Annotated in this window: 26 protein-coding genes and 1 other RNA gene; 4 read left to right on the forward strand and 23 right to left on the reverse strand. The window is 64.3% G+C overall.

Annotated elements, in window-relative coordinates:
* Positions 1 to 30: 30 nt before the first annotated feature.
* Complete coding sequence (locus NLM31_RS32025; protein WP_254194905.1) at positions 31 to 696, reverse strand: TetR/AcrR family transcriptional regulator; 666 nt, start codon at positions 694 to 696, stop codon at positions 31 to 33.
* Positions 697 to 802: 106 nt separating this feature from the next.
* Between NLM31_RS32025 and NLM31_RS32030 the strand changes: the two genes are divergently transcribed.
* Positions 803 to 1420: a hypothetical protein gene (locus NLM31_RS32030; RefSeq protein ID WP_254194906.1), complete on the forward strand. Its 618-nt coding sequence runs from the start codon at positions 803 to 805 to the stop codon at positions 1418 to 1420.
* Positions 1421 to 1425: 5 nt separating this feature from the next.
* Here the strand turns inward: NLM31_RS32030 and NLM31_RS32035 are convergent, their stop codons facing one another.
* The 10 genes from NLM31_RS32035 to miaA form a co-directional block, all read right to left on the reverse strand.
* Complete coding sequence (locus NLM31_RS32035; RefSeq protein WP_254194907.1) at positions 1426 to 1797, reverse strand: lysozyme inhibitor LprI family protein; 372 nt, start codon at positions 1795 to 1797, stop codon at positions 1426 to 1428.
* A 3-nt stretch (positions 1798 to 1800) separates the two neighbouring features.
* On the reverse strand, positions 1801 to 2652 hold the full coding sequence (locus NLM31_RS32040) for an SDR family oxidoreductase (RefSeq protein ID WP_254194908.1): 852 nt from the start codon (positions 2650 to 2652) through the stop codon (positions 1801 to 1803).
* Positions 2653 to 3176: 524 nt separating this feature from the next.
* Positions 3177 to 4196: a ketol-acid reductoisomerase gene (gene ilvC / locus NLM31_RS32045; protein WP_028145443.1), complete on the reverse strand. Its 1020-nt coding sequence runs from the start codon at positions 4194 to 4196 to the stop codon at positions 3177 to 3179.
* A gap of 132 nt (positions 4197 to 4328) precedes the next feature.
* On the reverse strand, positions 4329 to 4931 hold the full coding sequence (locus NLM31_RS32050) for a LysE family translocator (RefSeq protein ID WP_254133284.1): 603 nt from the start codon (positions 4929 to 4931) through the stop codon (positions 4329 to 4331).
* Between the two features lie 7 nt (positions 4932 to 4938).
* Positions 4939 to 5814 (reverse strand): EamA family transporter, encoded by an 876-nt coding sequence (locus NLM31_RS32055; RefSeq protein ID WP_254194909.1) that lies wholly within the window; start codon positions 5812 to 5814, stop codon positions 4939 to 4941.
* Positions 5815 to 5863: 49 nt separating this feature from the next.
* Positions 5864 to 6559: a class I SAM-dependent methyltransferase gene (locus NLM31_RS32060; protein WP_254194910.1), complete on the reverse strand. Its 696-nt coding sequence runs from the start codon at positions 6557 to 6559 to the stop codon at positions 5864 to 5866.
* 3 nt (positions 6560 to 6562) lie between these two features.
* A complete protein-coding gene (ilvN, locus tag NLM31_RS32065; RefSeq protein ID WP_254133287.1) occupies positions 6563 to 7105 on the reverse strand; it encodes an acetolactate synthase small subunit in 543 nt (180 codons plus the stop codon).
* A 23-nt stretch (positions 7106 to 7128) separates the two neighbouring features.
* Positions 7129 to 8100, reverse strand: coding sequence for a threonine dehydratase (locus tag NLM31_RS32070; RefSeq protein ID WP_254133288.1), 972 nt, complete (start codon positions 8098 to 8100; stop codon positions 7129 to 7131).
* A 4-nt stretch (positions 8101 to 8104) separates the two neighbouring features.
* The gene (locus NLM31_RS32075) at positions 8105 to 9880 is read right to left on the reverse strand and encodes an acetolactate synthase 3 large subunit (RefSeq protein WP_254133289.1); all 1776 of its coding nucleotides are present in this window, start codon (positions 9878 to 9880) and stop codon (positions 8105 to 8107) included.
* A 329-nt stretch (positions 9881 to 10209) separates the two neighbouring features.
* The gene (gene miaA / locus NLM31_RS32080; RefSeq protein WP_254194911.1) at positions 10210 to 11151 is read right to left on the reverse strand and encodes a tRNA (adenosine(37)-N6)-dimethylallyltransferase MiaA; all 942 of its coding nucleotides are present in this window, start codon (positions 11149 to 11151) and stop codon (positions 10210 to 10212) included.
* 11 nt (positions 11152 to 11162) lie between these two features.
* On the opposite strand from miaA, the gene serB reads away from it, so the two are divergent.
* Positions 11163 to 12068, forward strand: coding sequence for a phosphoserine phosphatase SerB (gene serB, locus NLM31_RS32085; RefSeq protein WP_254194912.1), 906 nt, complete (start codon positions 11163 to 11165; stop codon positions 12066 to 12068).
* A 128-nt stretch (positions 12069 to 12196) separates the two neighbouring features.
* Here the strand turns inward: serB and NLM31_RS32090 are convergent, their stop codons facing one another.
* The 12 genes from NLM31_RS32090 to NLM31_RS32145 all read right to left on the reverse strand — a co-directional run bounded on the left by NLM31_RS32090 (position 12197) and on the right by NLM31_RS32145 (position 22921).
* On the reverse strand, positions 12197 to 13708 hold the full coding sequence (locus tag NLM31_RS32090; RefSeq protein WP_254133292.1) for a Do family serine endopeptidase: 1512 nt from the start codon (positions 13706 to 13708) through the stop codon (positions 12197 to 12199).
* Between the two features lie 142 nt (positions 13709 to 13850).
* On the reverse strand, positions 13851 to 14057 hold the full coding sequence (locus NLM31_RS32095; protein ID WP_057747247.1) for a DUF2065 domain-containing protein: 207 nt from the start codon (positions 14055 to 14057) through the stop codon (positions 13851 to 13853).
* A gap of 71 nt (positions 14058 to 14128) precedes the next feature.
* Complete coding sequence (gene hflC, locus NLM31_RS32100) at positions 14129 to 15025, reverse strand: protease modulator HflC (RefSeq protein ID WP_254133293.1); 897 nt, start codon at positions 15023 to 15025, stop codon at positions 14129 to 14131.
* The gene (gene hflK / locus NLM31_RS32105) at positions 15022 to 16158 is read right to left on the reverse strand and encodes an FtsH protease activity modulator HflK (RefSeq protein ID WP_254133294.1); all 1137 of its coding nucleotides are present in this window, start codon (positions 16156 to 16158) and stop codon (positions 15022 to 15024) included. Before hflK ends, hflC begins: the two co-directional genes overlap by 4 nt.
* A 160-nt stretch (positions 16159 to 16318) precedes the next feature.
* Positions 16319 to 16834 (reverse strand): dihydrofolate reductase, encoded by a 516-nt coding sequence (locus NLM31_RS32110; protein ID WP_254194913.1) that lies wholly within the window; start codon positions 16832 to 16834, stop codon positions 16319 to 16321.
* Positions 16834 to 17319, reverse strand: coding sequence for a GNAT family N-acetyltransferase (locus tag NLM31_RS32115; protein WP_254194914.1), 486 nt, complete (start codon positions 17317 to 17319; stop codon positions 16834 to 16836). The genes NLM31_RS32110 and NLM31_RS32115 overlap by 1 nt, the downstream gene beginning before the upstream one ends.
* A 5-nt stretch (positions 17320 to 17324) precedes the next feature.
* Positions 17325 to 18119 carry a thymidylate synthase gene (locus NLM31_RS32120; RefSeq protein ID WP_254133297.1) on the reverse strand — a complete coding sequence of 265 codons (795 nt, stop codon included), beginning with the start codon at positions 18117 to 18119 and terminating at the stop codon, positions 17325 to 17327.
* A gap of 171 nt (positions 18120 to 18290) precedes the next feature.
* Positions 18291 to 19271 carry a tripartite tricarboxylate transporter substrate-binding protein gene (locus NLM31_RS32125; RefSeq protein ID WP_254133298.1) on the reverse strand — a complete coding sequence of 327 codons (981 nt, stop codon included), beginning with the start codon at positions 19269 to 19271 and terminating at the stop codon, positions 18291 to 18293.
* A gap of 136 nt (positions 19272 to 19407) precedes the next feature.
* Positions 19408 to 20922 (reverse strand): tripartite tricarboxylate transporter permease, encoded by a 1515-nt coding sequence (locus NLM31_RS32130; protein ID WP_254133299.1) that lies wholly within the window; start codon positions 20920 to 20922, stop codon positions 19408 to 19410.
* A gap of 7 nt (positions 20923 to 20929) precedes the next feature.
* Positions 20930 to 21694 carry a tripartite tricarboxylate transporter TctB family protein gene (locus NLM31_RS32135; protein WP_254133300.1) on the reverse strand — a complete coding sequence of 255 codons (765 nt, stop codon included), beginning with the start codon at positions 21692 to 21694 and terminating at the stop codon, positions 20930 to 20932.
* A 94-nt stretch (positions 21695 to 21788) separates the two neighbouring features.
* Positions 21789 to 22319, reverse strand: coding sequence for a chromate transporter (locus NLM31_RS32140; RefSeq protein ID WP_254133301.1), 531 nt, complete (start codon positions 22317 to 22319; stop codon positions 21789 to 21791).
* On the reverse strand, positions 22316 to 22921 hold the full coding sequence (locus NLM31_RS32145; RefSeq protein WP_254133302.1) for a chromate transporter: 606 nt from the start codon (positions 22919 to 22921) through the stop codon (positions 22316 to 22318). The genes NLM31_RS32140 and NLM31_RS32145 overlap by 4 nt, the downstream gene beginning before the upstream one ends.
* Positions 22922 to 23016: 95 nt before the next feature.
* Here NLM31_RS32145 and ssrA point away from each other — a divergent pair.
* Together ssrA and NLM31_RS32155 are read left to right on the forward strand one after the other, a co-directional pair.
* Positions 23017 to 23392, forward strand: a transfer-messenger RNA (tmRNA) gene (gene ssrA, locus NLM31_RS32150).
* A 114-nt stretch (positions 23393 to 23506) separates the two neighbouring features.
* Complete coding sequence (locus NLM31_RS32155; protein WP_254133303.1) at positions 23507 to 24025, forward strand: SspB family protein; 519 nt, start codon at positions 23507 to 23509, stop codon at positions 24023 to 24025.
* Positions 24026 to 24071 lie beyond the last annotated feature (46 nt).

Below are 24071 nucleotides of genomic sequence, written 5' to 3' on the forward strand. Positions count from 1 at the left end.
GGGAGGCGAAAGGCCGCACCTCAGGCGACGCTAGGGTTGGGCGATCCCGGCGATGAACAGATCGATCACCCCCTCCGCCATCCGCTCGATTTCGTCTTCCGCCACGCCCCAGCGCGGAAAATGGCCGTCGAGGTTCATCCGGGCAAAGCCATAGATCAGGGCACGGCCGGCGATCAGGATGCGCTTGAGATCCGCCGACCGCAGCAGGCCGTGCGCGGCCGCCTCGGCCAGCATCCGCTCGGTCAACGCGACCAGTTCGGCATTGTCGCGCGTCAGCTCGGCCGAGCTGCCATGGGCGAAATAGCGGCCTGTCGAGATGATCTCGAAATGGGCGGGATTACGCATCGCCCATCGCACATAGGCGATGCCGAAGGCGCGGAAGCGGACCAGCGGGTCGGCCGACGGCGCCTCCGCCAGCGCAGCCTCGATCTCGACGCGAAAGCGCCGCTGCGCCTCCTCGGCCACCGCAGCCATCAGGGCGTCGCGGTTGGGAAAGTGCCGGAACGGCGCTCCCGGCGACACCGCCGCCCGACGCGCCGCCTCGCGCACGGAGACCTCGGCACCCTCAGCCGCCAGTTGCAGCGCAGCATCAATCAGCACGCGGCGGAGGTCGCCGTGATGATAGGGCCGGGCTTCGGATGTCTGGCGACGGGCGCGAGGTTTGGAGGTCCGAGGCTTGGTCTGACGGGCGGGCATGGCGCCTTCTAGCATCACCCGAACGTGAATGTAAGCAGCGATTACACCATTGACGGCTACATCGCTCCGAAATGTAATCAATGATTACATAAAGGAGGAGACCACCATGTCGCGACGTCAAAGCTGGTTCGAAGGCTGGCGGCTGCTCGCCGTCCTCACGCTGTGCCTGATTGCCTTATGCCTCTGGATCGCCTCGATGCGACAGTTCGAGGTCGAGGGCGTCCGGATGGTGATCCGTTTCACGGCGCGCAGCTCGCTCTCGCTGTTCTGCCTGGCGTTCAGTGCCGCGGCGCTGGCGCGGCTCTGGCCGAACGCCTGGACGCGCTGGCAGCGCCGAAATCGCCGCTATCTCGGCTTGAGCTTTGCCGCCTCCCACACCATCCATGCGGTTGCGATCGTCGTATTCGCGAAAATGGACCCGGCCGGCTTTGCGGAGGCGACCTCGCCGGCCTCCTACATCTTCGGCGGCATCGGCTATGCCGTGATCGTCGCCATGAGCGCGACCTCGTTCGACCGAACGGCCGCACTGATCGGACCGCACGTCTGGCGCGCGCTGCACCTCATCGGCGGCTACTATCTCTGGTTCCAGTTCATGGTGTCGTTTGGCAAGCGCGTGACGACCATGCCTGGTTACGCGGCGTTCCTCCTTCCGCTGCTCGCCGTGATGGCGCTGCGGATGATCGCGATGGCCTCACGCGCGACCCCGCAAGCCGCCAAAGCCTGATCGCGTCAGCGGCCGAGGCCCTCGAGCTCGCGCGCGCGGACCTCGGTCATCCGGCGCAGGCACTCGCCGGCATCGACGCGCGCAATGGTGCCCTCGCCCATGCCGTAATACAGGCAATTGGCGTCGCGGTACTGGATCCAGAGCCGTTGCGCAGCGCGAAGCTGGTCGCGCTGCGCATCCGCCGTATTCTTCATTGCCTGCTGGTAGGCGATGGTCATGCGCTTGTCCCATTGCGCGGTCTGCGCCTTCAGGCACTCGACCATCTCCGCGGTCGAGCCATCGCAGGACCGCGGATCGCCCTGGTCCCCGGCTTGCGCCACAGAGGCCAGGACCGTGGAGACCAAGGCGCAAAGGGCCGCAATCAGAATGCTTCGCATGCTCTAGCCCTGCGGCAGCAGCCCGAGCCGCTTGGCGATGATGCGGTCGACCGTTCGCTTGGGCAGCGTGGCCGTCATGAAGTGCCGCAGCCGATCGGGCGCGATCTGGTAGCGAACCTTGGGGCTCGCAGCCGTGAGCGCTTCGAAGACGACTTCGGCGATCCGCTCGGCCGGCAGCCCGGTCTCACCGAGCTTCATCATAAACGCCATGACCTTGTTGAGCGCCGGCAGATAGGGCGAGTTCTGATAGACCGACATATCGGACTGCTCGGCCTTGCTCCAGATCGGCGTCTTCACCGCGCCGGGCGCAACGATGATGACGTCGATGCCGAACAGCATCAGCTCACGGCGCAGGCTTTCCGACAGGCCCTCGATCGCGTGCTTGGAGGTGCAATAGGGCGCCGACAGCGGATTACCGTTCTTGCCCGCGACCGAACTGATCATCACGATCCGCCCTTTCGGCCCCTTCAGCGACGGATCGGCGCCGAGCAGCGGTCCGAACGCCTGCGTCGCGATCACCGGGCCGATGACGTTGATGTCCATCTGGCGGCGGAAATCATCCGCCGACAATTCGAGCACGGGGCCGGCGACGGCAACGCCGGCGTTGTTGACGAGACCAGCCAGTGTCTCGCCGCCCAGCGTCTCGCGCACCTGGCGCGCAGCGGCCAGCACGGCGGCCTCGTCGGTGACGTCGAACAGCAGCGGTGTGAAGTTTTGGCCGAACTCACCGTTCAGCCGATCGGCATCGGCCTGCTTGCGGACGCTGCCGAAGACGCGATAGCCGCGCCCGATCAGAAATTTCGCAATGGCCCAGCCAATGCCGGTGGACGCGCCGGTAACGACGACGGATCGCATGGTCCTCTCCCCCCTTTTGTGCCCCGCGACCAATGTAGGGGGAGGCTCCGCCAGCGCAATGCCATCGGGTTCTCAGGCCGCGCACCGATGATCTTTTTCGAGCCTGCGCCGCTCTGCAAGAAGGCGTGGCAAGTGTCGGTTCTTAAGATGAAGTGGCGTGCGAACGTCGCGAAATGCGATTGATTGCACGTTGAAAGCACGGATGAAGAGCCGAATCCTAGACTCTGAGGACACAGCGCTTTTGGCGATCGTGCGCTCCGGAAAAATTCTGAGAAACGACGCGAACTCAAGAATGTGGTTTAAGCGTCAGTTCTTGGCTCTCTGGGAGCACATCAACTCGCGAAGAACTTGAATGAAGCAGCAATGCTTCGGGCGAGAAGAAAAGAGCGAGACCGCAGGTTGCGATCTCGCCCAGACATAATCGCGAAGATTTAAGATTTGGTTTGGCGAGCGAAGCTTGTGCTTTCGCTCTCGCGTCCCGAACGTAGCGCGTCGGCGACGCGCCACGTCCAGAGATCGCCGCCTTAGTTCTTCGACTTGTCGACCAGCGCGCCCTTCTTGATCCAGGGCATCATGTCGCGGAGTTTCGCGCCGACTTCCTCGATCGGGTGCTGGGCGAGCTTGGCGCGGGTCGCCTTGAACGAGGTCTGGTTGACCTTGTTCTCGAGCATCCAGTCGCGGGCGAACTTGCCGCCCTGGATGTCGGCGAGGACGCGCTTCATCTCGGCCTTGGTCTCGGCGGTGACGATGCGCGGACCGGTGACGTACTCACCGTATTCGGCCGTGTTGGAGATCGAGTAGTTCATGTTGGCGATGCCGCCTTCATAGATCAGGTCAACGATCAGCTTCACTTCGTGCAGGCACTCGAAATAGGCCATCTCCGGGGCGTAGCCGGCTTCGACCAGGGTCTCGTAGCCGCCCTTGATCAGCTCGACCAGGCCGCCGCAGAGCACGACCTGCTCGCCGAACAGGTCGGTCTCGCATTCTTCCTTGAAGGTGGTCTCGATGATGCCGGCGCGGCCACCGCCGACAGCGGAGGCGTAGGACAGGCCGAGGTCATGGGCGTTGCCCGAGACGTCCTTGGCGATCGCGATCAGGCAGGGCACGCCGCCGCCGCGCTGATACTCCGAGCGCACGGTGTGGCCGGGGCCCTTCGGCGCGATCATCAGCACGTCGAGGTCAGCGCGCGGGTCGAGCAGGTTGAAGTGGACGTTGAGGCCGTGCGCGAACACCAGGGCAGCGCCCTTCTTCATGTTGTCGTGCAGGTGCTCGCGGTAGATGTCGCCCTGGAGCTCGTCCGGGGTCAGCATCATGACGAGGTCGGCCCATTTGGCGGCTTCGGCGACTTCCATCACCTTGAAGCCGGCGGCTTCCGCCTTCTTGACCGAGCCCGAGTCCTTGCGCAGCGCAATCGCCACGTCCTTGACGCCGGAGTCCTTCAGGTTGAGCGCATGGGCGTGACCCTGGCTGCCATAGCCGACGATGGCGACCTTCTTCCCCTTGATCAGGTTCAGGTCGGCGTCGCGATCGTAATAAACACGCATAGTCGTTTCCTCGTTCAGGGCCAGAATCGGCCGATAGTCAGTGTCCGAAGGGTGAAATTTGCGGATTTCGAGGGCTGTCTAGAGCATTTTCAGCCCTTAGGGAAACCCGTTTCTGCATGGAAATCCGCGACATCATGCATCCATGAAAACGGGGTAGAGGGAGGCGAGCAGCAGGAGCGCCATCAGGATATTGAAGGCGCGGACCAGCCGCTCCGAGGTCAGCACCGGGCGTAGTGCAGTGCCGAAGAAGGCCCAGACCACGGTCGAGGCCGTACCGACCAGCAGGCTGATCAGGGTCTGGATGGCGATGTTGATCGGGAATTGGGCAATCGCCGCATAGGCCGTGATGGTGCCGATCACGATTACCCAGCCCTTGGCATTGATCCACTGGAACATGGCGGCGCCCCAGAAGGTCATCGGGCCCCGACCATCCTCGCTGCCCGGCGTGGTCGGTCCCGACATGGCGATCACGGCGGCAAGATAGATCAGATAGGCCGCACCGGCATATTTCAGGATGGTCTGGAGGATCGGGTACGCCAGAAACACCGTGCCGAGCCCGAGGCCGACAGCGCCGACCATGAAGGCAAAGCCGATGACGATCCCTGCGATGTGGGGAATGGTGCGCCGGAAGCCGTAGGTCAGGCCCGAGGCCAGCAGCATGATGTTGTTCGGCCCCGGGGTGAAGTACATCACCACCATGAAGGCGAGGAACGCATAGAAGAGCGAGTAGGCCATGTTCACCTCACGCAGCCTTCGCGAGCGGTTGGGGCCGCTTGACCAGCACCATCACCGCAATGCCGCCGATCACGGTCAGCATGCCGGCGAGACGCAGCGGCCCGAACCGTTCGCCGAACACGACGCTGGAGGCGGCCGAGCCGACGAACGGCACCAGCAGCGCGAACGGCACCACTTGCGCCGCGGGATAGTCACGCAGCAGCCGGCCCCACAGCCAATAGGCGATGCTGGTGGAGATCGCGCCGATCACCAGCAGGCAGATGAGGCCGGTCAGCGACATATGGATCAGCGACTGGAAGGTCGGCGCCGGCCCGTTCACGACGAGCGCGAGTGCGAACAGCGGCACCGCGGCCGTGAGGCACAGCCAGGCGAACAGATCGAACATCGGCGCGCCGCGCGCACCGCGCAGCAGGAGATTGCCGACGGCAAAGCAGATCGGGGCGATCATCAACACCGCGAAAGCGCCGACGCTGAAATCATAGCCGACGGTGCCGCAGATCATGAGCAGCCCGATTGCCGCAATGACAATTCCTAGCGTCTGTACCGGCGTCGGCCGCTCGCCGAAGACGAGCGCCGCGAAGCCGATCGTGAACAACGCCTGGCTCTGCACGACGACGCTGGTCAGCCCCACCGGCACACCATGAGCGATGCCGTAGGCCTGGCTCAGGAACTGGCCGAGAAACAGCGTAAAGCTGATGGCGATCAGCAGCGACCAGGCGACCTTCGGCTTCGGAATAAACAGGCACGGCACCGCGGCGATGGAAAAGCGCATCGCGGTCATCAGCTCCGGCGAAAATTCGTCGAGCGCGATCCGGCTCGCCACAAAGGCAAACCCCCAGATGATCGCCACCATGAGGGCGATGAGGATATCGGCCGGCTTCATTGTTGTTTCCGGTTCTGCCCTGTCGTGCAGCCCTGCTTGTTCTTCTGGTCTAGCCTTGCTCGCCGGCTTTGGGTTTGCGGAGGAGATAAGTGCCGTGCATCGGTGCGTGATAGTCGGCCGAGATCAGCGTGAAGCCGACGTCGGTCAGCATCCGCTCCATCACCCAGCCGAAGGTGGAATATTCGTCGCGCATATGCGTCACCACGCCCTCGCGCGAGAAATCATGGTTCTTGATTTGGTAGTCGGCCCACTCCTCGACATTGCGCTCGACGGCATCGGGCATCGAGGCGTAGACGATGTCGCGCAGGTAGAAGCTCGCGCCGGGCTTCAAAGCGCGAAAGATCCGCGACATCGCCACGACCTTCCAGAAGTCGGGCAGGTGATGCAGCGTGAACTCGCTGACGATCAAATCGTAGGATTCCGGCCGGTAGGCAAAGCTGAGCAGGCCGGCGGACTGCGTCCGCACGGGCGCCTTGCGGTCGCGGGCATAGATCTCGGCCAGCGCCAGCATCGCCGGCGAGATGTCGATGGCGTCAACCTCGGCGCCCATCAGCGCCGCTTCGGTGGCAAGCACGCCATTGCCGCAACCGATGTCGGCGATTCGCCAGCCGCGCTGGACTCCCAGCATTTTCAGTGCGGCGCGCGCCCGCAGATCGGCATCGTCGTGGGCGTCGTAGATCGACGCCACCGCGGGCTCGATGCCCATCCGGTTCCGCTCGTTATAATACCAGTCGCGCGCCAGCATGGTTCACATCCCTTCGGGCCCGCGGCCGATCGCGGCAACGCCGGTGCGCGACACCTCGACAAGGCCGAGCGGGCGCATCAGGTCGATAAACTGGTTGATCTTGTCGGTATTGCCTGTGATCTCGAACACAAAGCTCTCGGTGGTGGCGTCGATCACGCGGGCGCGGAACGCGTCCGCCAGCCGCAGCGCCTCGACGCGGTGCTCGCCCTGCCCGCGCACCTTCACCATCGCAAGCTCCCGCTCGATCGAGCGCTTGGTCTGGGTCATGTCGACGACCTGGTAGACCGGGATCATGCGATCGAGCTGGTGCTTGATCTGCTGGATCACCATCGGCGTGCCCGTGGTGACGATGGTGATCCGCGACAGATGCTTCTGCGCTTCAGTCTCCGAGACCGTGAGGCTCTCGATGTTGTAGCCGCGGCCGGAGAACAGGCCGATGACACGGGCGAGCACGCCGGGCTCGTTCTGCACGAGCACTGCAAGCGTGTGCGTCTCGTTGGGATCATGGCGGTCTTCGATGAAGTAGGCGGATGCGGGCTGGTTCATTGTCGTCCCCTCTTGTCTCTTCCTCACGCCATCGCTGGCGCGTCCGTCCCGACCCAACGGCGGAACAGATCGAAATCGATATTGCCGCCGGACAGCACGAGACCGACGCGCTTGCCCTTCAGCTTGCTCTTTTCCTGCAGCGCCGCGGCGAGCGCGGCAGCACCGGCGCCTTCGGCGAGATTGTGTGTATCGGTCCAGTAGGCGCGGATCGCGGCGGCGACCTCGTCGTCCGAGACCTCTACGATGCGTGAGGCCCCCTTGCGGATCAGCGCGAGCGCATCTTCGTCGGGGATACGCGTCGCCATGCCGTCGGCGAGCGTATTCGCCGTCTCAGTGGTCACGATCTTGCCGGCGGCGAATGAGAGTGCGTAGGACGGCGCTTCCGTCGACTGCACACCGACGATTTCCGTCTTCAGGCCAAGCAGGTCACGCGCCATGATGCAGCCGCAGATGCCGGAGCCCTGCCCGATCGGCACGTAGAGAACGTCGAGATCGGATGCGGACCGGAACAGCTCGAGCGCATAGGTCGCAACGCCCAGCACGAGGTCCGGGTGGAATGACGGCACCATATGGAGCCCGGCGAACTGCGCACGCCGCTCGGCCTCCTCGCGCGCGGCCTGAAAGTCCTCGCCGTGCTCGACCAGCTCGGCGCCAAAGGCCTTCATCGCGCGGTTCTTCTCGACCGAATTGCCGCGCGGCACGTAGATGACTGCCGGCACGCCGTGACGGCTCGCGGCAAAGGCCAGGCTCTGGCCGTGATTGCCGCGCGTCGCCGAAATGATGCCGGGCGTGTTCGGCCGCTCGCGCTTGAGACGGTCGAGATAGACGAGCCCGCCGCGCACCTTGAAGGCGCCGATCGGCGTGTGGTTCTCGTGCTTGACCACGACCTCGGTCCCGAGCCGCCCAGCGAGCAAGGGCCAGGCGCGCGCCGGCGTTGCCGGCACCGCCTGCCCCACGATCGCATGTGCTCGCTCGAGCTCCGTCAGGTCGAACATGGCCTCACACCAGCGCCTTGCCGCCGGCGAAGGCCTTGGCGGTGGCTTCATCGTTGGCCTGCTCGGGCAACAGCATCTCGTTATGCGCCTTGCCGGAGGGGATCATCGGGAAGCAGTTTTCCAGCGCCGCAACACGGCAGTCGAACAGCACCGGGCGCTTGACCGAGATCATCTCCTTGATGGCGCCTTCGAGATCGGCAGGCTTGGTGACCTGGAGACCGACGCCGCCATAGGCTTCCGCGAGCTTGACGAAATCCGGCAACGCCTCCGAGTAGGAATGCGACAGCCGGTTGCCGTGGAGCAATTGCTGCCACTGCCGCACCATGCCCATGTACTGGTTGTTCAGGATGAAGATCTTGATCGGCAGCTCATACTGAACGGCCGTCGACATCTCCTGCATCGTCATCTGCACCGAGGCGTCGCCCGCGATGTCGATGACAAGGCTGTCGGGATGCGCGACCTGCACGCCGATCGCCGCCGGCAGGCCGTAGCCCATGGTGCCGAGACCGCCCGACGTCATCCAGCGATGCGGCTCCTCGAAGCCGTAGAACTGCGCCGCCCACATCTGGTGCTGACCGACTTCGGTCGTGATGTAGGTGTCCTTGCCGCGCGTCGCCTCGAACAGGCTCTGGATCGCGTGCTGCGGCAGAATGATGTCGTTGCTCTTCTTGTAATAGAGCGAGTTGCGGGCGCGCCACTGCGCGATCTGCTGCCACCAGGTCTTGATGTCGGGCTTCTTCGCCTCGGCCTTGAACACCTGGAGGATGTCGCCGAGGATGTTGCCGCAATCGCCGATGATCGGGACATCGACGCGGATGTTCTTGTTGATCGAGGACGGGTCGATGTCGATGTGGATCTTCTTCGAGTTCGGCGAGAACGCATCGACACGGCCGGTGATGCGGTCGTCGAAGCGCGCGCCGACGCACAGCATGACGTCGCAATCATGCATGGTCATGTTGGCTTCGTAGGTGCCGTGCATGCCGAGCATGCCGAGCCAGTTCTTGCCCGATGCCGGATACGCACCCAGGCCCATCAGCGTGGAGGTGATCGGGAAACCGGTGACCTCGACCAGCTCGCGCAAGAGCTTGGTCGCCTCAGGACCGGAATTGATGACGCCGCCGCCGCTGTAGATCACCGGGCGCTTGGCGCCGGCGAGCAGCGACACGGCCTTGCGGATCTGCGTCGCATCGCCCTTCACGCGGGGCGCGTAGGAGCGGTGCACGTCGGACTTGCGCGGCGGATGATAGGTGCCGGTCGCGAACTGCACGTCCTTGGGAACGTCGACCAGCACCGGGCCCGGACGGCCCGTGGTCGCAACGTAGAACGCCTCGTGCAGGACTTTGGCGAGATCGTTGACGTCGCGCACCAGCCAATTGTGCTTGGTGCAGGGACGCGTGATGCCGACCGTGTCGCATTCCTGGAACGCGTCGTTGCCGATCAGATGCGTCGGCACCTGGCCGGAGATGCAGACCAGCGGGATCGAGTCCATCAGCGCGTCGGTCAGCGGCGTCACCATGTTGGTGGCGCCGGGGCCGGAGGTCACCAGCGCAACGCCCGGCTTGCCGGTCGAGCGCGCGTAGCCCTCGGCGGCGTGGCCCGCGCCCTGCTCGTGGCGAACCAGGATGTGCTGGACTTCGCTCTGCTGGAAGATCTCGTCGTAGATCGGAAGCACCGCGCCGCCGGGATAGCCGAAAATGTCGGTCACGCCGTGATCGATGAGCGCGCGGACGATCATCGCGGCGCCGGTCATCTGGTTCGGATCGTGGCTCTTGTCGGTCATTGGCTTGCTCCGGATGCGCTGTTGTCAGCGGCTTCGTTCGTGTCGGGTTCGGGAAATAAAAAAGGCCCCGAAGAGGGACCCTGCACACCGCCTGTCATGTGGATGGCAGCTAGCCACCCCCGGCGGTGTGCCTGGGTACGACGGCGATAAGGAGTTTGGTAATAATGTTACGCATGGCAGGCGCTCGGCTTCCCAAAGGTTGCGCGAAACATAACGACCAAAGCCCCGATGTCAAGGCAAAGCGGCCATTCCCGCGCGATTTTGGCAGTGTAGCGGTGTTCCCGTAGTTCGGCGAGAGGTAAATGCGGGAACCCGAGCACAAAAGCACGTCAATCGGGATCCCGGACCGCGTGGGCGGCATCCGCCAGCCACCCCCTTGCCGCCCCAGGCTTCACCCACTCGAATTCCGGCAATTGATGCCGAAACCAGGTGAATTGCCGCTTGGCGTAGTGGCGGGTGTCGGCCCGGCCGATTGTGGCGGCCTCCTCCAGGCTGAGCTCGCCGCGCAGGTGCCGGGCCAAGGCCGGCACACCGTGGGCCTTCATGGCCGGCAACAGCGGATCGAGGCCGCGGGCGGCGAGCCGCTCCACCTCTGTCAGGGCACCGGCGCCCAGCATAGCGTCGAACCGGGCATCGATGCGGGCATAGAGCTCGTCGCGCTCGGGCGCGAGAAACACCGCGCGGACACGATCCTTGGGCAACAGCGGTGGCTCGCCCTCATGATGCCAGTCGAGCAGCGAACGACCGGTCGCCTCGACCACTTCGAGCGCACGTGCGATCCGCGTCCTGTCGCGGAGATTCAGTTGATCGGCGGCGCGGGAATCGCGACGCGCGAGTTCCGCATGCAGGGCCTCCACGCCGTTGCGCTCCAGCCGGGCACGTACGTCCTCACGTATTTCCGCAGGGATCGGCGGCACCACCGAGAGACCCGCCGTCAAAGCCTTGAAATACAGCCCGGTGCCGCCGATGAAGATCGGCAGGCGGCCCTCGTCTTTCGCCTCTTCCAGCATCTCCGCGGCGTCAGCCACCCAGGCACCGGCGGAGAAATTCACGGCCGCATCGACATGGCCATAGAGGCGATGCGGAACGCGCGCCTCCTCATCCTGCGTGGGACGCGCAGTGATGACGCGGAGGTCGCGATAGACCTGCATGGAATCGGCATTGATCACGATTCCGCCCGTGTTCAGCGCAAGCTCGAGCGCCAGGGCCGACTTGCCGCTGGCGGTCGGGCCTGCGATAAGCACGGCCTTGCTCGAATGCCTCTCGCTCACGAAAACCTCAAATGTCCCTCGTCGCCACGCTGATCTGCAATCCCGCCAATCCCGCCCTCGACTCGACCATTGTCGACGGCGCCCGCGCCGTGCTGCCGCAAGCGGCCCCCGCGCACTGGCTGTTCGACGGGGTTGCGGTCGACATTCCCTTCGGCGCCGACAGTAACCTCGAAGCCGACCGTCACGCCATCGAAGAGCGATTGCGCGAGCTTCGCGGCGATCTGCCCATCGACATCGTGGTGCAGCCTGCCGGCGTCCGGCGCAAGAAGCTTTTTCTCGCCGACATGGATTCGACCATGATCGGCCAGGAATGCATCGACGAGCTCGCCGATCTCGTCGGGATGAAGGCCCACGTCGCCGCCATCACCGAACGCGCGATGCGCGGCGAGATCGAGTTCGAACCGGCACTGCGCGAGCGCGTCGCGCTGCTGAAGGATCTCCCGGCCAGCGTCGTCGACGAGGTGCTGGCCAAGCGCATCACGCTGACCCCGGGTGGCCGCGAGCTGGTCGCGACCATGCGCGCCAACGGCGCCTATACCTGCCTCGTCTCCGGCGGCTTCACCCTGTTCACCAGCGCGGTCGCCGCAAAAATTGGTTTCCAGGAGAACCGCGCCAACGAGCTCGTCGTACGCGACGGCAAGTTCACCGGCGAAGTGAAGGAGCCGATTTTGGGTCGCGCCGCCAAGCTGGCAACTCTGGTGGATTTGATGGAGTCGTTCGATCTCGACGACATCGACTCGGTTGTCGTCGGCGACGGCGCCAATGATCTCGCGATGATCCAGGCCGCCGGACTGGGCGTGGCGTATCACGCGAAGCCAGCGGTGGCGGCCGCCGCAGCTGCCCGGATCGACCACGGCGATCTCACCGCGCTGCTGTATGCGCAGGGCTATCGGCGGGACGAATTTGTCGAGGCGTAGTCTCTAACTGCGGCCCCGCAGCGGTAGGGTGGACAAAGGCGCATCGCGCCGTGCCCACCATCTCTTGCTACGGCAGAAAGATTGGTGGGCACGCTTCGCTTTGCCCACCAGACAGGACTGTGCGTCCCTTACTGCACGCTCAGCGCCACGAACCGCAGCTCGCCGTCGCCGTTCGAGACCAGCAGCAGCACGGACTTCTTGCCGTCCTTCTTGAGCTGGTCGACCCGCTTCTGGATGTCGGCGCCGCTCGCGACCGCTTCCTGCGCGACTTCGACGATGACGTCGCCGGCGGAGAGCCGCTTCTCGGCGGCATCCGAATTGGCGTCGACATTGGTGACGACCACGCCCTTGACGGTGTCCTTGATCTTGTAGCGCGTGCGCAGATCCTTGTTCAGCACGGCGAGATCGAGGCCGAGCGCCTTCTGCGTCACCGGCTTCTCCGGCGGCGGCTCGTCGGTCTTCACCGCGGCCTGCACCTTGTCCGGATCCTGCAGGCGGCCGAGCGTGACCTTCTTGGTCTGCTCCTCGCCCTTGCGGATGATGATGACGTCGACCTCCTTGCCGACTGCGGTGTCTGCGACGACGCGGGACAGGTCCTTCGGGTCCTTGACGTCCTTGCCGTCGAACTTGACGACGACGTCACCGGGCTCGATGCCGGCCGGCTTGGCCGGGCCCTTGTCGTCGACGCCGGCCACCAGCGCGCCGCGCGCCGGCTTGATGTTGAGGCTCTCGGCGATCTCGTCGGTGACGCTCTGGATGCGCACGCCAAGCCAGCCGCGGCGCAATTCGCCGAACTGGCGGAGCTGATCCACGACGCCCGCGACCGTCTTCGACGGCACGGCGAAGCCGATGCCGATCGAGCCGCCGGAGGGCGAGATGATCAGGGTGTTGACGCCGATGACGTCGCCTTCGAGGTTGAACAGCGGGCCGCCGGAATTACCGCGATTGATGGCGGCGTCGGTCTGGATGTAGCTGTCATAGGGCCCCGAGGAGATGTCGCGGTTCTTGGCCGAGACGATGCCCGCGGTCACGGTGCCGCCGAGGCTGAAGGGATTGCCGATCGCAACCACCCAGTCACCCAGGCGCAGCTTGTCGGAGTCGCCGAACTTCACGGCAACCAGCGGCTTCGGCGGCTTGAACTTCAAGACTGCGAGGTCGGTCTTCTTATCGACACCGACCAGCTCAGCCTTGATCTTGGTGCCGTCGTTGAGAATGACGTTGATCTCATCGGCATCGGCGATGACGTGGTTGTTGGTCACGACGACGCCGGAGGTGTCGATGATGAAGCCGCTGCCGAGCGAGTTGGCCTTGCGCGGAGGGCCGCCGCCGTTATCGCCGCCCTTGCTGCCGCCGCCGGGGCCTTTGCGGTTCTTGAAGAAATCGTCGAAGAATTCCTCGAAGGGCGAGCCGGGCGGCAGTTGCGGCATGGTGTTGCTGCCGCCGCCCTTGGCCTCGACCGTCTGCGAGGTCGAGATGTTGACGACCGCGTCGATCACCTTCTCGGCGACGTCGGCGATGCCCTCCGGTCCGCGTGCCTGTGCCGGCGAGCCGAACACACTGAAAGCGCCGATGGCGAGCGCGGCCAGCCCAAATCGCGCATGTTGGCGCAAGCGGGTCGTGACAATGGTGGCAGCGGTCATTGTGGTCTCCAGAGAAAAGGATTCGGCCTCAAGACTGCGCTCGAACGGGGTCACGGCGCAAGCCGGAGCTTAACGGGCCCGAAGACCCACACAATACGGCGAAAACCCGCCCCTCGCCTTCACTTTGGCGTTGGCCCAGCGGCTAGATCGGACGCCGCATCACCCAGATCAGGATCAGGCCGGCCACGGCCGATCCGATCCCGACCGCCCGCAGGATATTGTCCGGCGTGGCAATGGCGCTCTTCATGGCTTTCCGCATCCAGTTCGGACTGGCCGCGAACATCAAGCCTTCCAGCACGAACAGAATGCCTAAGCCGATGAGGAAGTCGGCGAACGCAATGGACCTCATCGGATTGGAACCTCCCGTGGTGCTGTTCTTGTCTGGACGAAGGGCGGCTAAACCTGCCGCCCTTGTCTAGCTTACGGTTTCGCCGGCGTCTCGGTCGCCGTCTTGCCCGACGGGTTACCAAAATACCGGAAGAAATCCGAGTCCGGCCGCAGCAGGTAGCGGGTGTCGTCCTTCTTCAGCCCGTTTTCATAGGCCGTCATCGACCGGTAGAAGGCGAAGAAGTCAGCATCCTTGCCATAGGCTTCGGCGAACAGGCGGTTACGCTCGGCGTCACCGACACCGCGCGTCTGCTCGGCCTGCGAGTTGGCCTCGGCAATGATCACGGTTGCCTCGCGATCGGCCTTGGAGCGGATCTCCTGTGCCTTCTGGCCACCCTGCGCGCGGAACTCGGCCGCTTCACGCTGACGCTCGGTCTGCATGCGCTGGTAGACCGCCTGGCTGTTCTGCTCGGGCAGATCGGCGCGACGGATCCGGACGTCAACGACCTCGATGCCGTAACCGTCGGCCTCCTTGTCGAGCTGCTCGCGGATGCGCCCCATCAGCTTCTCGCGTTCATCACGCACCACGGTGATGAAGTTGACCTCACCGAGCACGCGGCGCAGCGCCGCGTTCAAGAGCGAAGTGAGCTGGAGATTTGCCGCCTGGATCGAACCCACGCTCTGGTAGAAGCGCAGCGCGTCCTTGATGCGGTAGCGCGCAAAGGCGTCGACCACGAGCCGCTTCTGGTCGGAGGCAATGACCTCCTGCGAGGGGTTCTCGAGGTCGAGAATCCGCTTGTCGATGTTGATCACGGAATTCCAGGGCGCCTTGAAGTGCAGCCCGGGATCGGTGACGACGTCCACCGGCTTGCCGAATTGCAGCACGATGGTCTGCTCGGTCTGCTGCACCGTGAACAGCGACATGTAGGCGACAATCGCGACCAGAAGTGCCGCAAGCAGCACGACGATACCTGTAACCGGAGACCTCATCTTGTGCCTCCGCTCGACTGCTGGCCCGTCGTCGTGGGCTTCTTGGCCGACAATTCGTTGAGCGGCAGATAGGGCACGACGCCCTGGCCCGAGGGGCCACCGTCATAAATCAGCTTGTCCGAGCCGCCGAGCACGCGCTCCATCGTCTCCAGATAGATCCGTTCACGCGTCACGTCGGGCGCCTTCTTGTATTCCTCGTACACCTTCAGGAAGCGGGCGCTCTGGCCCTTGGCCTCGGCGACCGCCTGCTCCTTGTAGCCTTCGGCGGCTTGCAGGATCTGCGCAGCCTTGCCGCGCGCTTCCGGCACGACCTTGTTGGCATAGGTCTGCGCTTCGTTCTGCAGCTGCTCGAGATTGGCGCGCGCCGCCTGCACGTCGCGGAAGGCATCGATCACCTGCGCCGGCGGATCGACCTTCTGCATCTGCACCTGGGTGATCTGGATGCCGGCGCCGTAGCCGTCGAGCGTCTTCTGCATCAGATCCTGCACGGTGCTCTCGGTCTGCGTCCGCGCGCCGGTCAGGATCGGCTGGATGTTGGAGCGCCCGATCACCTCGCGCATCGCGCTTTCGGCGACGGCCTTCACGGTGCCTTCGGGGTTCTGGATGTTGAACAGGAAGTTGCCGACGCCGTTGGGCTTGATACGCCACAGCACGGTGAAGTCGACATCGACGATGTTCTCGTCGCCGGTCAGCATCAGGCTCTCTTCCGGCACGTCACGGATCGAGCGGCCGCGGCGGGCCGGATCGTCGATCAGCGTCATGCCAATGGAAATGGTCGAGACGCGCAGCGCCTTCGGCAGCAGCACGGTCTCGATCGGATAGGGCAGATGATAGTTCAGGCCGGGGTCCACGGTGCGCACATGCTTGCCGAAGCGCAGCACGACGCCCTGCTCTTCGGACTGCACGCGGAAGAAGCCCGACAGCAGCCAGAGCGCGACGACGATGAGCAGGATCAGCGTGATGCCGATGCCGGAGAAATAGCCACCCGGCATGATCTGCTGCAGCCGGTCCTGGCCACGCCGCAGAAGATCCTCCAGATCCGGCGGCCTCGGCCCGACCGGTTGCGGGCCTGTGCCCCATGGTCCTTTCGGACCCGAGCCCCATGGGCCACCGCCCTGATTCTTCCACGGCATTCGACGCTCTCCTCGGCAGACCGGGACTAGAACTAAAGCCGGCCCGCATTGTCCGGTCCGGCTTTATAGGGGACCGAAAGGACCCTTACAACGCAAGCCTGACCGACCCACGAGCTAAGCTCGGGGGTAGAAAAGTCAATGTTAACATTGGCGAATGCGGTTAATGGGACGGCCGCCGACGATATGTCACATAGGAGAAGTCGGCGCTGTCGTCCGGCCCGGCCGGATGGCGAACGCGCCCGGTCTCGTCCCACTGCGCCCTGTCGATCTCGAAATGCGTGTCGCCATCGGGTCGCGCATGCACTTCGGTGATTTCAAGGCGATCGGCCCGGTCGAGCCATTGCCGGAAGATTTCGGCGCCGCCGATCACGGCGATTTCAGCGGCTGAACGCCGCAGGGCGTCACCAAGCGCAACCGCGGCCGCATCCGCCGCCGATGTCGTGACGACGGCGCCAGCGGCGCGATAGGCCGCATCGCGCGTGATCACGATGTTGGTGCGGTTCGGAAGCGGCCGGCGCCCCGGTAAAGACTCGAAGGTCTTACGGCCCATGATCACGGGCTTGCCTATGGTGAGCGCCTTGAAGCGCGCCAAGTCGGACTTCAATCGCCACGGCATCGCGTTGCCGGCGCCGATGACGCCGTTCTCCGCGATCGCAACGACGAAGACGATCTCCATCAGGGCGCACTCCCTGCAAGCCGCGTCAGTGCAGGACCGGAGACCCGGCACAGCGTCCAGTCGTCCAGCATCGCGGCGCCGAGCGATTTGTAGAACGCGATCGACGGCGCGTTCCAGTCGAGCACCGCCCATTGCAGGCGCGACCAGCCGTTGTCGACGCATTCCTTCGCCAGATAGACCAGCAGCGCCTTGCCGAGGCCTTTGCCCCGATGCGACGGCCGCACATACAAATCTTCGAGATAGATGCCGTGGCGACCGCTGAAGGTGGAGAAATTCAGGAACCAGACTGCAAAGCCAGCGGGCTCGCCGTTCCACTCGGCGATCGCGCAAAACAACCGCGGATCGCTGCCGAACAAGGCCTCGGCAATGTCAGCCTCGGTTGCCTCGACCTCATGCGAGAGTTTTTCGTACTCGGCGAGTTCGCGGACGAAACCAAGCACGAGCCCTGCTTCGCCAGGACGTACGCGGCGGATGTTCAACGCCATCGACGCTAGACCGCGACTGCCGCCTTGATGTGCGGATGCGGATCGTAGCCGACGAGCTCGAAGTCCTCGTAGCGGAAGGAGAAGATGTCCTTCACATCGGGGTTGATGCGCATCACCGACAGCGCACGCGGTGCGCGCGTCAATTGAAGCCGGGCCTGCTCCAGATGGTTGGAATAGAGATGGGTGTCGCCGAGCGAATGCACGAAGTCGCCGGGCTTCAGGCCCGTGACCTGCGCGACCATCATGGTGAGCAGCGCGTAGGAGGCGATGTTGAAGGGCACGCCGAGGAACACGTCGGCCGAGCGCTGATAGAGCTGGCACGACAGTTTTCCGTTGGCGACATAGAACTGGAACAGCAGATGGCAGGGTGGCAGCGCCATCTTGTCGACATCGGCCGGATTCCAGGCGGTGACGATCAGCCGGCGCGAATCCGGGGTGCGCTTGATCATATCGATGACCTTGGCGATCTGGTCGATGCTGCCGCCATCAGGCGTCGGCCAGGAGCGCCATTGATGACCGTAGACCGGGCCGAGATCGCCATTGGCATCCGCCCACTCGTCCCAGATCGTGACGCCGTTATCCCTGAGATATTTGATATTGGTGTCACCCTTCAGGAACCACAGCAGTTCATGCACGATCGCCTTCAGCGGCAGCCGCTTGGTCGTCAGCATCGGGAAGCCGGCGGACAGATTGAAGCGCATCTGATGGCCGAACACCGACAGCGTGCCGGTACCGGTCCGATCTGTCTTCTCGGCGCCGTCTGAAAGAATCCGCTCGAGCAGGTCCTGATACTGGTGCATGTGCGATAGAGCCTTTGGGGAGGCGGCGAACTTAACGGCGCCCCCGGCGCTGTGACAGCGGCGATTCGCTGGTCCCGCCGATTATACCCGGAAAAGTGAGAACTCCCGGCGCAAACGACAAGGGGCGGAACTGGTGTCCCGTCCCTCGCCTATCGGATTGATTGTACTGGCTTAACTTGCCGGCTTGAGCACCGGGGTCCACTTCGCGATCTCGGATTTGACGAGGGCGGCAAGCGCCTCCGGGGTCCGCTCGGCCGCGGTGGGGATGACGCTGCCGAGCTCGAGCAAGCGCTTCTTCACGGTCTCATCGTCGAGCGCCTTGGCGGCAGCGGCGTTCAGGGTCGCCAGGATCGCGGGCGAGGTTCCCTTCGGCGCGAACATCGCATTCCAGGCCTGGGCCTGGAATGTGGGCAGGCCCGCTTCCGCCGTTGTCGGCACGTTCGGCAACGACGGATTGCGCTCCGGCGTTGCGATCGCATAGGCCTTGATGGTGCCGGCATTGATCTGCGGCACGGCGTTGACGATCTGGTCGCACATGTAGTCGACCTGGCCCGCCACCAGCGCGTTCATCGCCGGGCCGGTGCCGTTGAAGGGCACGCCGACCGGCTTGACGTCGAGAATGGAGTGCAGGAGCTCGCAAGACACGTGCGAGACCGAGCCGACGCCGGCATGCGCGGCGTTCACCTTCTCGGCATTCGCCTTCACGTAAGCGACGAACTCCTTGAGGTCCTTTGGCGGAAAATCCTTGCGCGCCAGGATCAGGATCGGCGTACCCGCGAGCAGCGCGATCGGCTCGAAGTCCTTCTCGGGATGGTAGGCGAGCTTCGGATAGAGCGGCACGGAGGCGGCGTGCGTGCCCATATGCCCGGTGATCAGCGTATAGCCGTCATTGGCGGCGCGCGCGGCGCGCGTGGTCGCAGTGGTGCCACCGGCGCCGACCACGTTCTCGATGATGATGCTTTGCCCTAACGTCTGCGCCATGTGGCCGGTGACGATGCGCGAGATCACGTCGGTGGGGCCGCCCGCCGCGAACGGCACGATCATGGTTATGCTGCGCGTCGGATAGGTCTGCGCTTCGCTGGTCGCGACAAAGCCGCACAGCGATGCGAGCACGGCTGCACATGCGCCCGTGAGCGCGCGAATGGAGGTCATCTGGATCATCTCCGACATAAACAAAAATGCCGGCCTCGCGGCCGGCATTTTCATTTCACGAAGACATCACACAAGTCGATTGGACTTCCGAATGCGGCGTGCCGACGCGTGACACGCCGACGCAGGTACGCGCCGCTCAGTTCTCGGATTCGGTGAACACCTCGTCGCGCTTGGCGCGCAGCATGGGCAACAGCGTGAGCACCAGCAGGAATGCCGCGATCGCGAGCAGCACCGCCGAGAGCGGACGCGTCAGGAACACGCTCCAGTCACCACGCGAGATCAACAGCGCGCGGCGCAGGTTCTCTTCCATCAGCGGTCCGAGCACCATGCCGAGCAGCAGCGGCGCCGGCTCGAAATCGTGCTTGATCAGCCAGTAGCCGACGAGACCGAACACGCCTGCGAGGATGACGTCGACCGGGGCGTTGTTCACCGAGTAGATGCCGATCGCGCAGAAGATCACGATCGAGGGGAACATCAGCCGATACGGCACGCGCAGCAGGCGGACCCAGATTCCGACCAGCGGCAGGTTGATGATGATCAGCATCAGATTGCCGATCCACATCGAGGCGATCATGCCCCAGACCAGATCAGGCTGCTTCTGCATCACCTGCGGACCCGGCACGATGCCATGAATGGTCATCGCACCCACCATCAGCGCCATCACCGCGTTCGGCGGGATGCCGAGGGTGAGCAGCGGGATGAAGGAGGTCTGGGCGGCTGCGTTGTTGGCGCTTTCCGGTGCCGCCACGCCCTCGATCGCACCGCGGCCGAACCGCTTCGGATCCTTGGCGAGCTTCTTCTCGAGCGTGTAGGCCGCGAACGACGCGATCACCGCACCGCCGCCGGGCAGAATGCCGAGGATCGAGCCGAGCACGGTGCCGCGCAGGATCGCGGGCGTCGAGTCGGCTAGGTCCTTCCTGGTCGGCATCAGGCCGGTGATCTTCTGCTGCACCAGATCGCGATTCATCTCGGCGCCGGCGTCGAGATTGCGGATGATCTCGGCAAAGCCGAACACGCCCATCGCCACCGTCGCAAAGCCGAGGCCGTCGGCAAGCTCCGGAATGTTGAAGGCCATGCGCGAAGCACCGGTCTCGATGTCCGAGCCGACCATCGACAGCAGCAGGCCGAACACGATCATCGCGATCGCCTTCAGCACCGAGCCCTTGGCGAGCACGACGGCGAAGATCAGGCCGAGCACCATCAGCGAGAAGTACTCGGCCGGACCGAACGCCAGCGCAAGTTTTGTGAGTGGTGCACCGAGAACCGCGATGAGCACGGTCGCGACGCAACCGGCGAAGAACGAGCCGATCGCGGCGATCGCCAGCGCCGGACCGGCACGGCCCTGCTTGGCCATGGCGTGGCCGTCGATGGCAGTGACCACCGATGTCGCTTCGCCTGGAATGTTGACCAGAATCGAGGTGGTCGAGCCGCCATACTGGGCGCCGTAATAGATGCCGGCGAGCATGATCAGCGCGCCGACCGGCGGCAGCCCGAACGTGATCGGCAGCAGCATCGCGACGGTCGCGATGGTGCCGATGCCCGGCAGCACGCCGACCAGCGTGCCGACGAGCGCGCCGATCAGGCACATCAGAAGGTTGATCGGAGAAAAGGCGACGGCGAAACCGTGAGCGAGGTTGGCAAAAAGCTCCATGACAGCCTCACTGAGCCAGGAAACGCGGGAACATCGGCATTGGCAAACCGAGCACGTAGGGGAAGAGAAGCGCACAGCCGACCGTCAGGCAGGCGCCGACGATGGCCGCCTCCACCCAGCGCGTTTCATGCGATCCCAGCGCGGCGATCATGAAGCTCACAAACGCCGAGACCACGAGACCAAGCGGCCGGATCGCCAGCGCGAAGAACAGGATCGCGCACATCACGAACAGGGGTCCGCGCCATGAATAATGCGCGAGCGAGGGACCCTCGGCCAAAAGGCCCGTCAAGGCGATGCCCGCGGACAGAGCCACCAGCAATCCCCCGAACATCCGCGGTGCGGTGCCCGCGCCAAAGGAGAAGCCGCGCATACCCTGCAGGTCGCTCGAGGCCCACAGCGCGAACAGCGCAAGCGCCATGAGAATGACGCCGCCGATATAGTCCTGCGCCGACCTGATCGTCATGAACAGTGTGACAATCGCCACCGCGAACAGCGGATAGGAATAGATCAGTGCCAGCAGAACGTCCGATGACGCCTTCTTGGTATCACCGCCGACCGCGCCGAGCAGCGCAGCCGGACCGCCCGCGACCAGTGCAGTCGCGTGGCTGATCAGGACCGATGCCGGACCGCGCCCGGCACCCCAGCCAAAGATCGTCCCGATCGACCAGATGAATTCGAAAATTTGTGGCGCGATGGCCAGCAGGCAGAAGCCGATCGCCACCGATGTGTTTCTTGTGGCTGACGCCGCCGAGTGGCCCATTGTGTCGGCCATGCATGTCTCCTCCGCGACCCGTAAGCCACGAGCACTGTTGTTCTAATCGGCTGGAAATCGATCCCCGGCCCGGATCATTGCCTAGCGATTTTCATCACACAATGCCAGCAAAACCCAACAGGCCCCCTGCTAGCAGAAGCCACAGTGGATTGACGCGCGAGACGGAGGCGATCACTGCAACCGTGGCGGTCAGGAGCAGCGCAGCAATGGTGCGATCGGTCGACCGTGCCAGGATCAGAGCACTCGCCGCCATCAATCCGATCGACAGCGGAACCAGTGCAGCCTGGATCAGGCCGGGCCAGCGCGATTGGCTCGGCCGGTTCAAAAGCCGGCTGACATAATAGGCAAGCAGCGCCGTCGGCAGGCACATCGCCAACGTTGCGGCCAGCGCGCCGGGAATGCCGGCAACGGCATAGCCGATTAACGTGACGATAAGCACGTTGGGACCTGGCGAAAGCTGCGCGATCGCATAGGCGTCCGCGAACTGCTTGTCGGTCATCCAGTGATGCACATCGACGGCGATGCGGTGCATCTCGGGCACCGCGGCCGCGGCGCCGCCGACCGCGAACAAGGACATTAGACCAAAGGTGGAGATCAGCGCCCAGATCGGGTTCTCGCTGCTCATGCTGCTACCTTCCGCCGCATCAGATAGGTGACGCCGATGCTGAGCGGGATCGCGACCAGCAGCACCGCCTGCAACGGCCAGCGAAGCACGCCGATGGCTGTGAACACGCCAAGCATCAGGATGAGCACGACGACGTCCATCCGCTTCAGCAGCGGCGTCATCATGCGGAAGACCACCGCGATCAACAAGCCGACCGCCGCGCAGGAAATGCCTGCGAGAATACGACGCAGCACCTCCACGTCGCCGAACCGGGCGTAGATGATCGCGAGCACCGTCATGATCAGCGTCGGCGGCAGCAACAGCCCGGTGAAGGCTGCGACGCCGCCGGCGATGCCGCGCAGCCGCGAGCCGAACACCATCGACAGGTTGACGATGTTGGGCCCGGGCAGGAAATGGCAGAGCGCAAAGGTCTCGTTGAACTCGTCCGCGGTCATCCATCGATGCTGGTCGACGATGGCGTGCCGGGCAAACACCAGGACGCCGCCGAAGCCGGCCAGCGACATCCGGGCAAAGGCCAGAAACAGCGCGGCGAGACCTGGCGGAGCGGCGTGAGTTGGCGAAGGATCCGGCTCTTGGGCGGCCGGTGCTGAATCCGGGGACATGCCAACAGCTTAGAACGCGGTCCGCCGCGGGGCCAAGATCAGACAGAACACCGGTCGGAACCTATCCAAAGGAACCTCCGCGCCGTCGCGCCAAACCCCTGTCTTTCTATACCTTTGCCCCCTATATTGGGGGTGCCGGTTCGCCGGCTATGGAAATAAACGGTCGTCGCAATAAACCATTCGGACCCGGGGGCGGTACCCGGCGCCTCCACCAAAGCTCATCGTTTGGCGGGCTTGGCCCACTGGCAAGTGAGCTTCGGCGGGGGCGAAATAGGATCGACGAGGGCGTAAAGGGCGTACTTTTTCCCGGTATTGTTCCGCCGTTATCGGGCTACTGCAATAGTTGCCAACGACAACTTTGCTCCGGTTGCTCAGGCTGCGTAACGCAGTTTGAAAGACCATCTTAAAGTCCTAACGGGTTAAGCTCCGTTAGGCGGGGTTCGGAGGCACCTGGCAACAGAAGCCTCCACTTACCTCTGATTTCCTTCCCGGCGGGGACTCCTGCTGACCCGTCAGGCGCGGTACTATTGCGGCTTGGCGAGTCGGGCCGGCAGGGCCCGTCTCCTGGAATGCAACAGGACCACCATGGCGACCGATCATATCCGATACGATGTGCTGGCACGCGACGCGCTGCGCGGCGTGTTGCGCAAGGTGCTGACCGACGCCGCGGCCCATGGCCTGCCGGGTGAGCACCATTTCTTCATCACCTTCGTATCGAAGGCCGAGGGCGTGAAGCTGTCGAGCCGGCTGCTTGCGCAATATCCGGAAGAGATGACGATCATCCTCCAGCACCAGTTCTGGGATCTGACCGTGCTCGAGGACCGTTTCGAGGTCGGCCTGTCCTTTGGCGGCATCCCGGAGCGGCTGATCGTGCCGTTCAGCGCCATCAAGAGCTTCCTCGATCCGTCCGTGAAATTCGGCCTCCAGTTCGACACCTCGGATGTCGCGGAGGTGACGGGCGAGAATTTGCCCGTGGCCCCGGCCCCATCCGCCGTGGCGGCACCCGCGCCGGCCACCGAGACGGCCGAGACCGCGGAAGAACCGACCCCGCCGAACCAGGGCGGCGCCGAGGTCGTGCGGCTCGATCGTTTCCGCAAGAAATGATCTAGGTTGGCCGCGAGACCGTCGCGCCCGGCCAAACTCCCTATAT

This window comes from Bradyrhizobium sp. CCGUVB4N (assembly GCF_024199945.1).
Classification (GTDB): Bacteria; Pseudomonadota; Alphaproteobacteria; order Rhizobiales; family Xanthobacteraceae; genus Bradyrhizobium.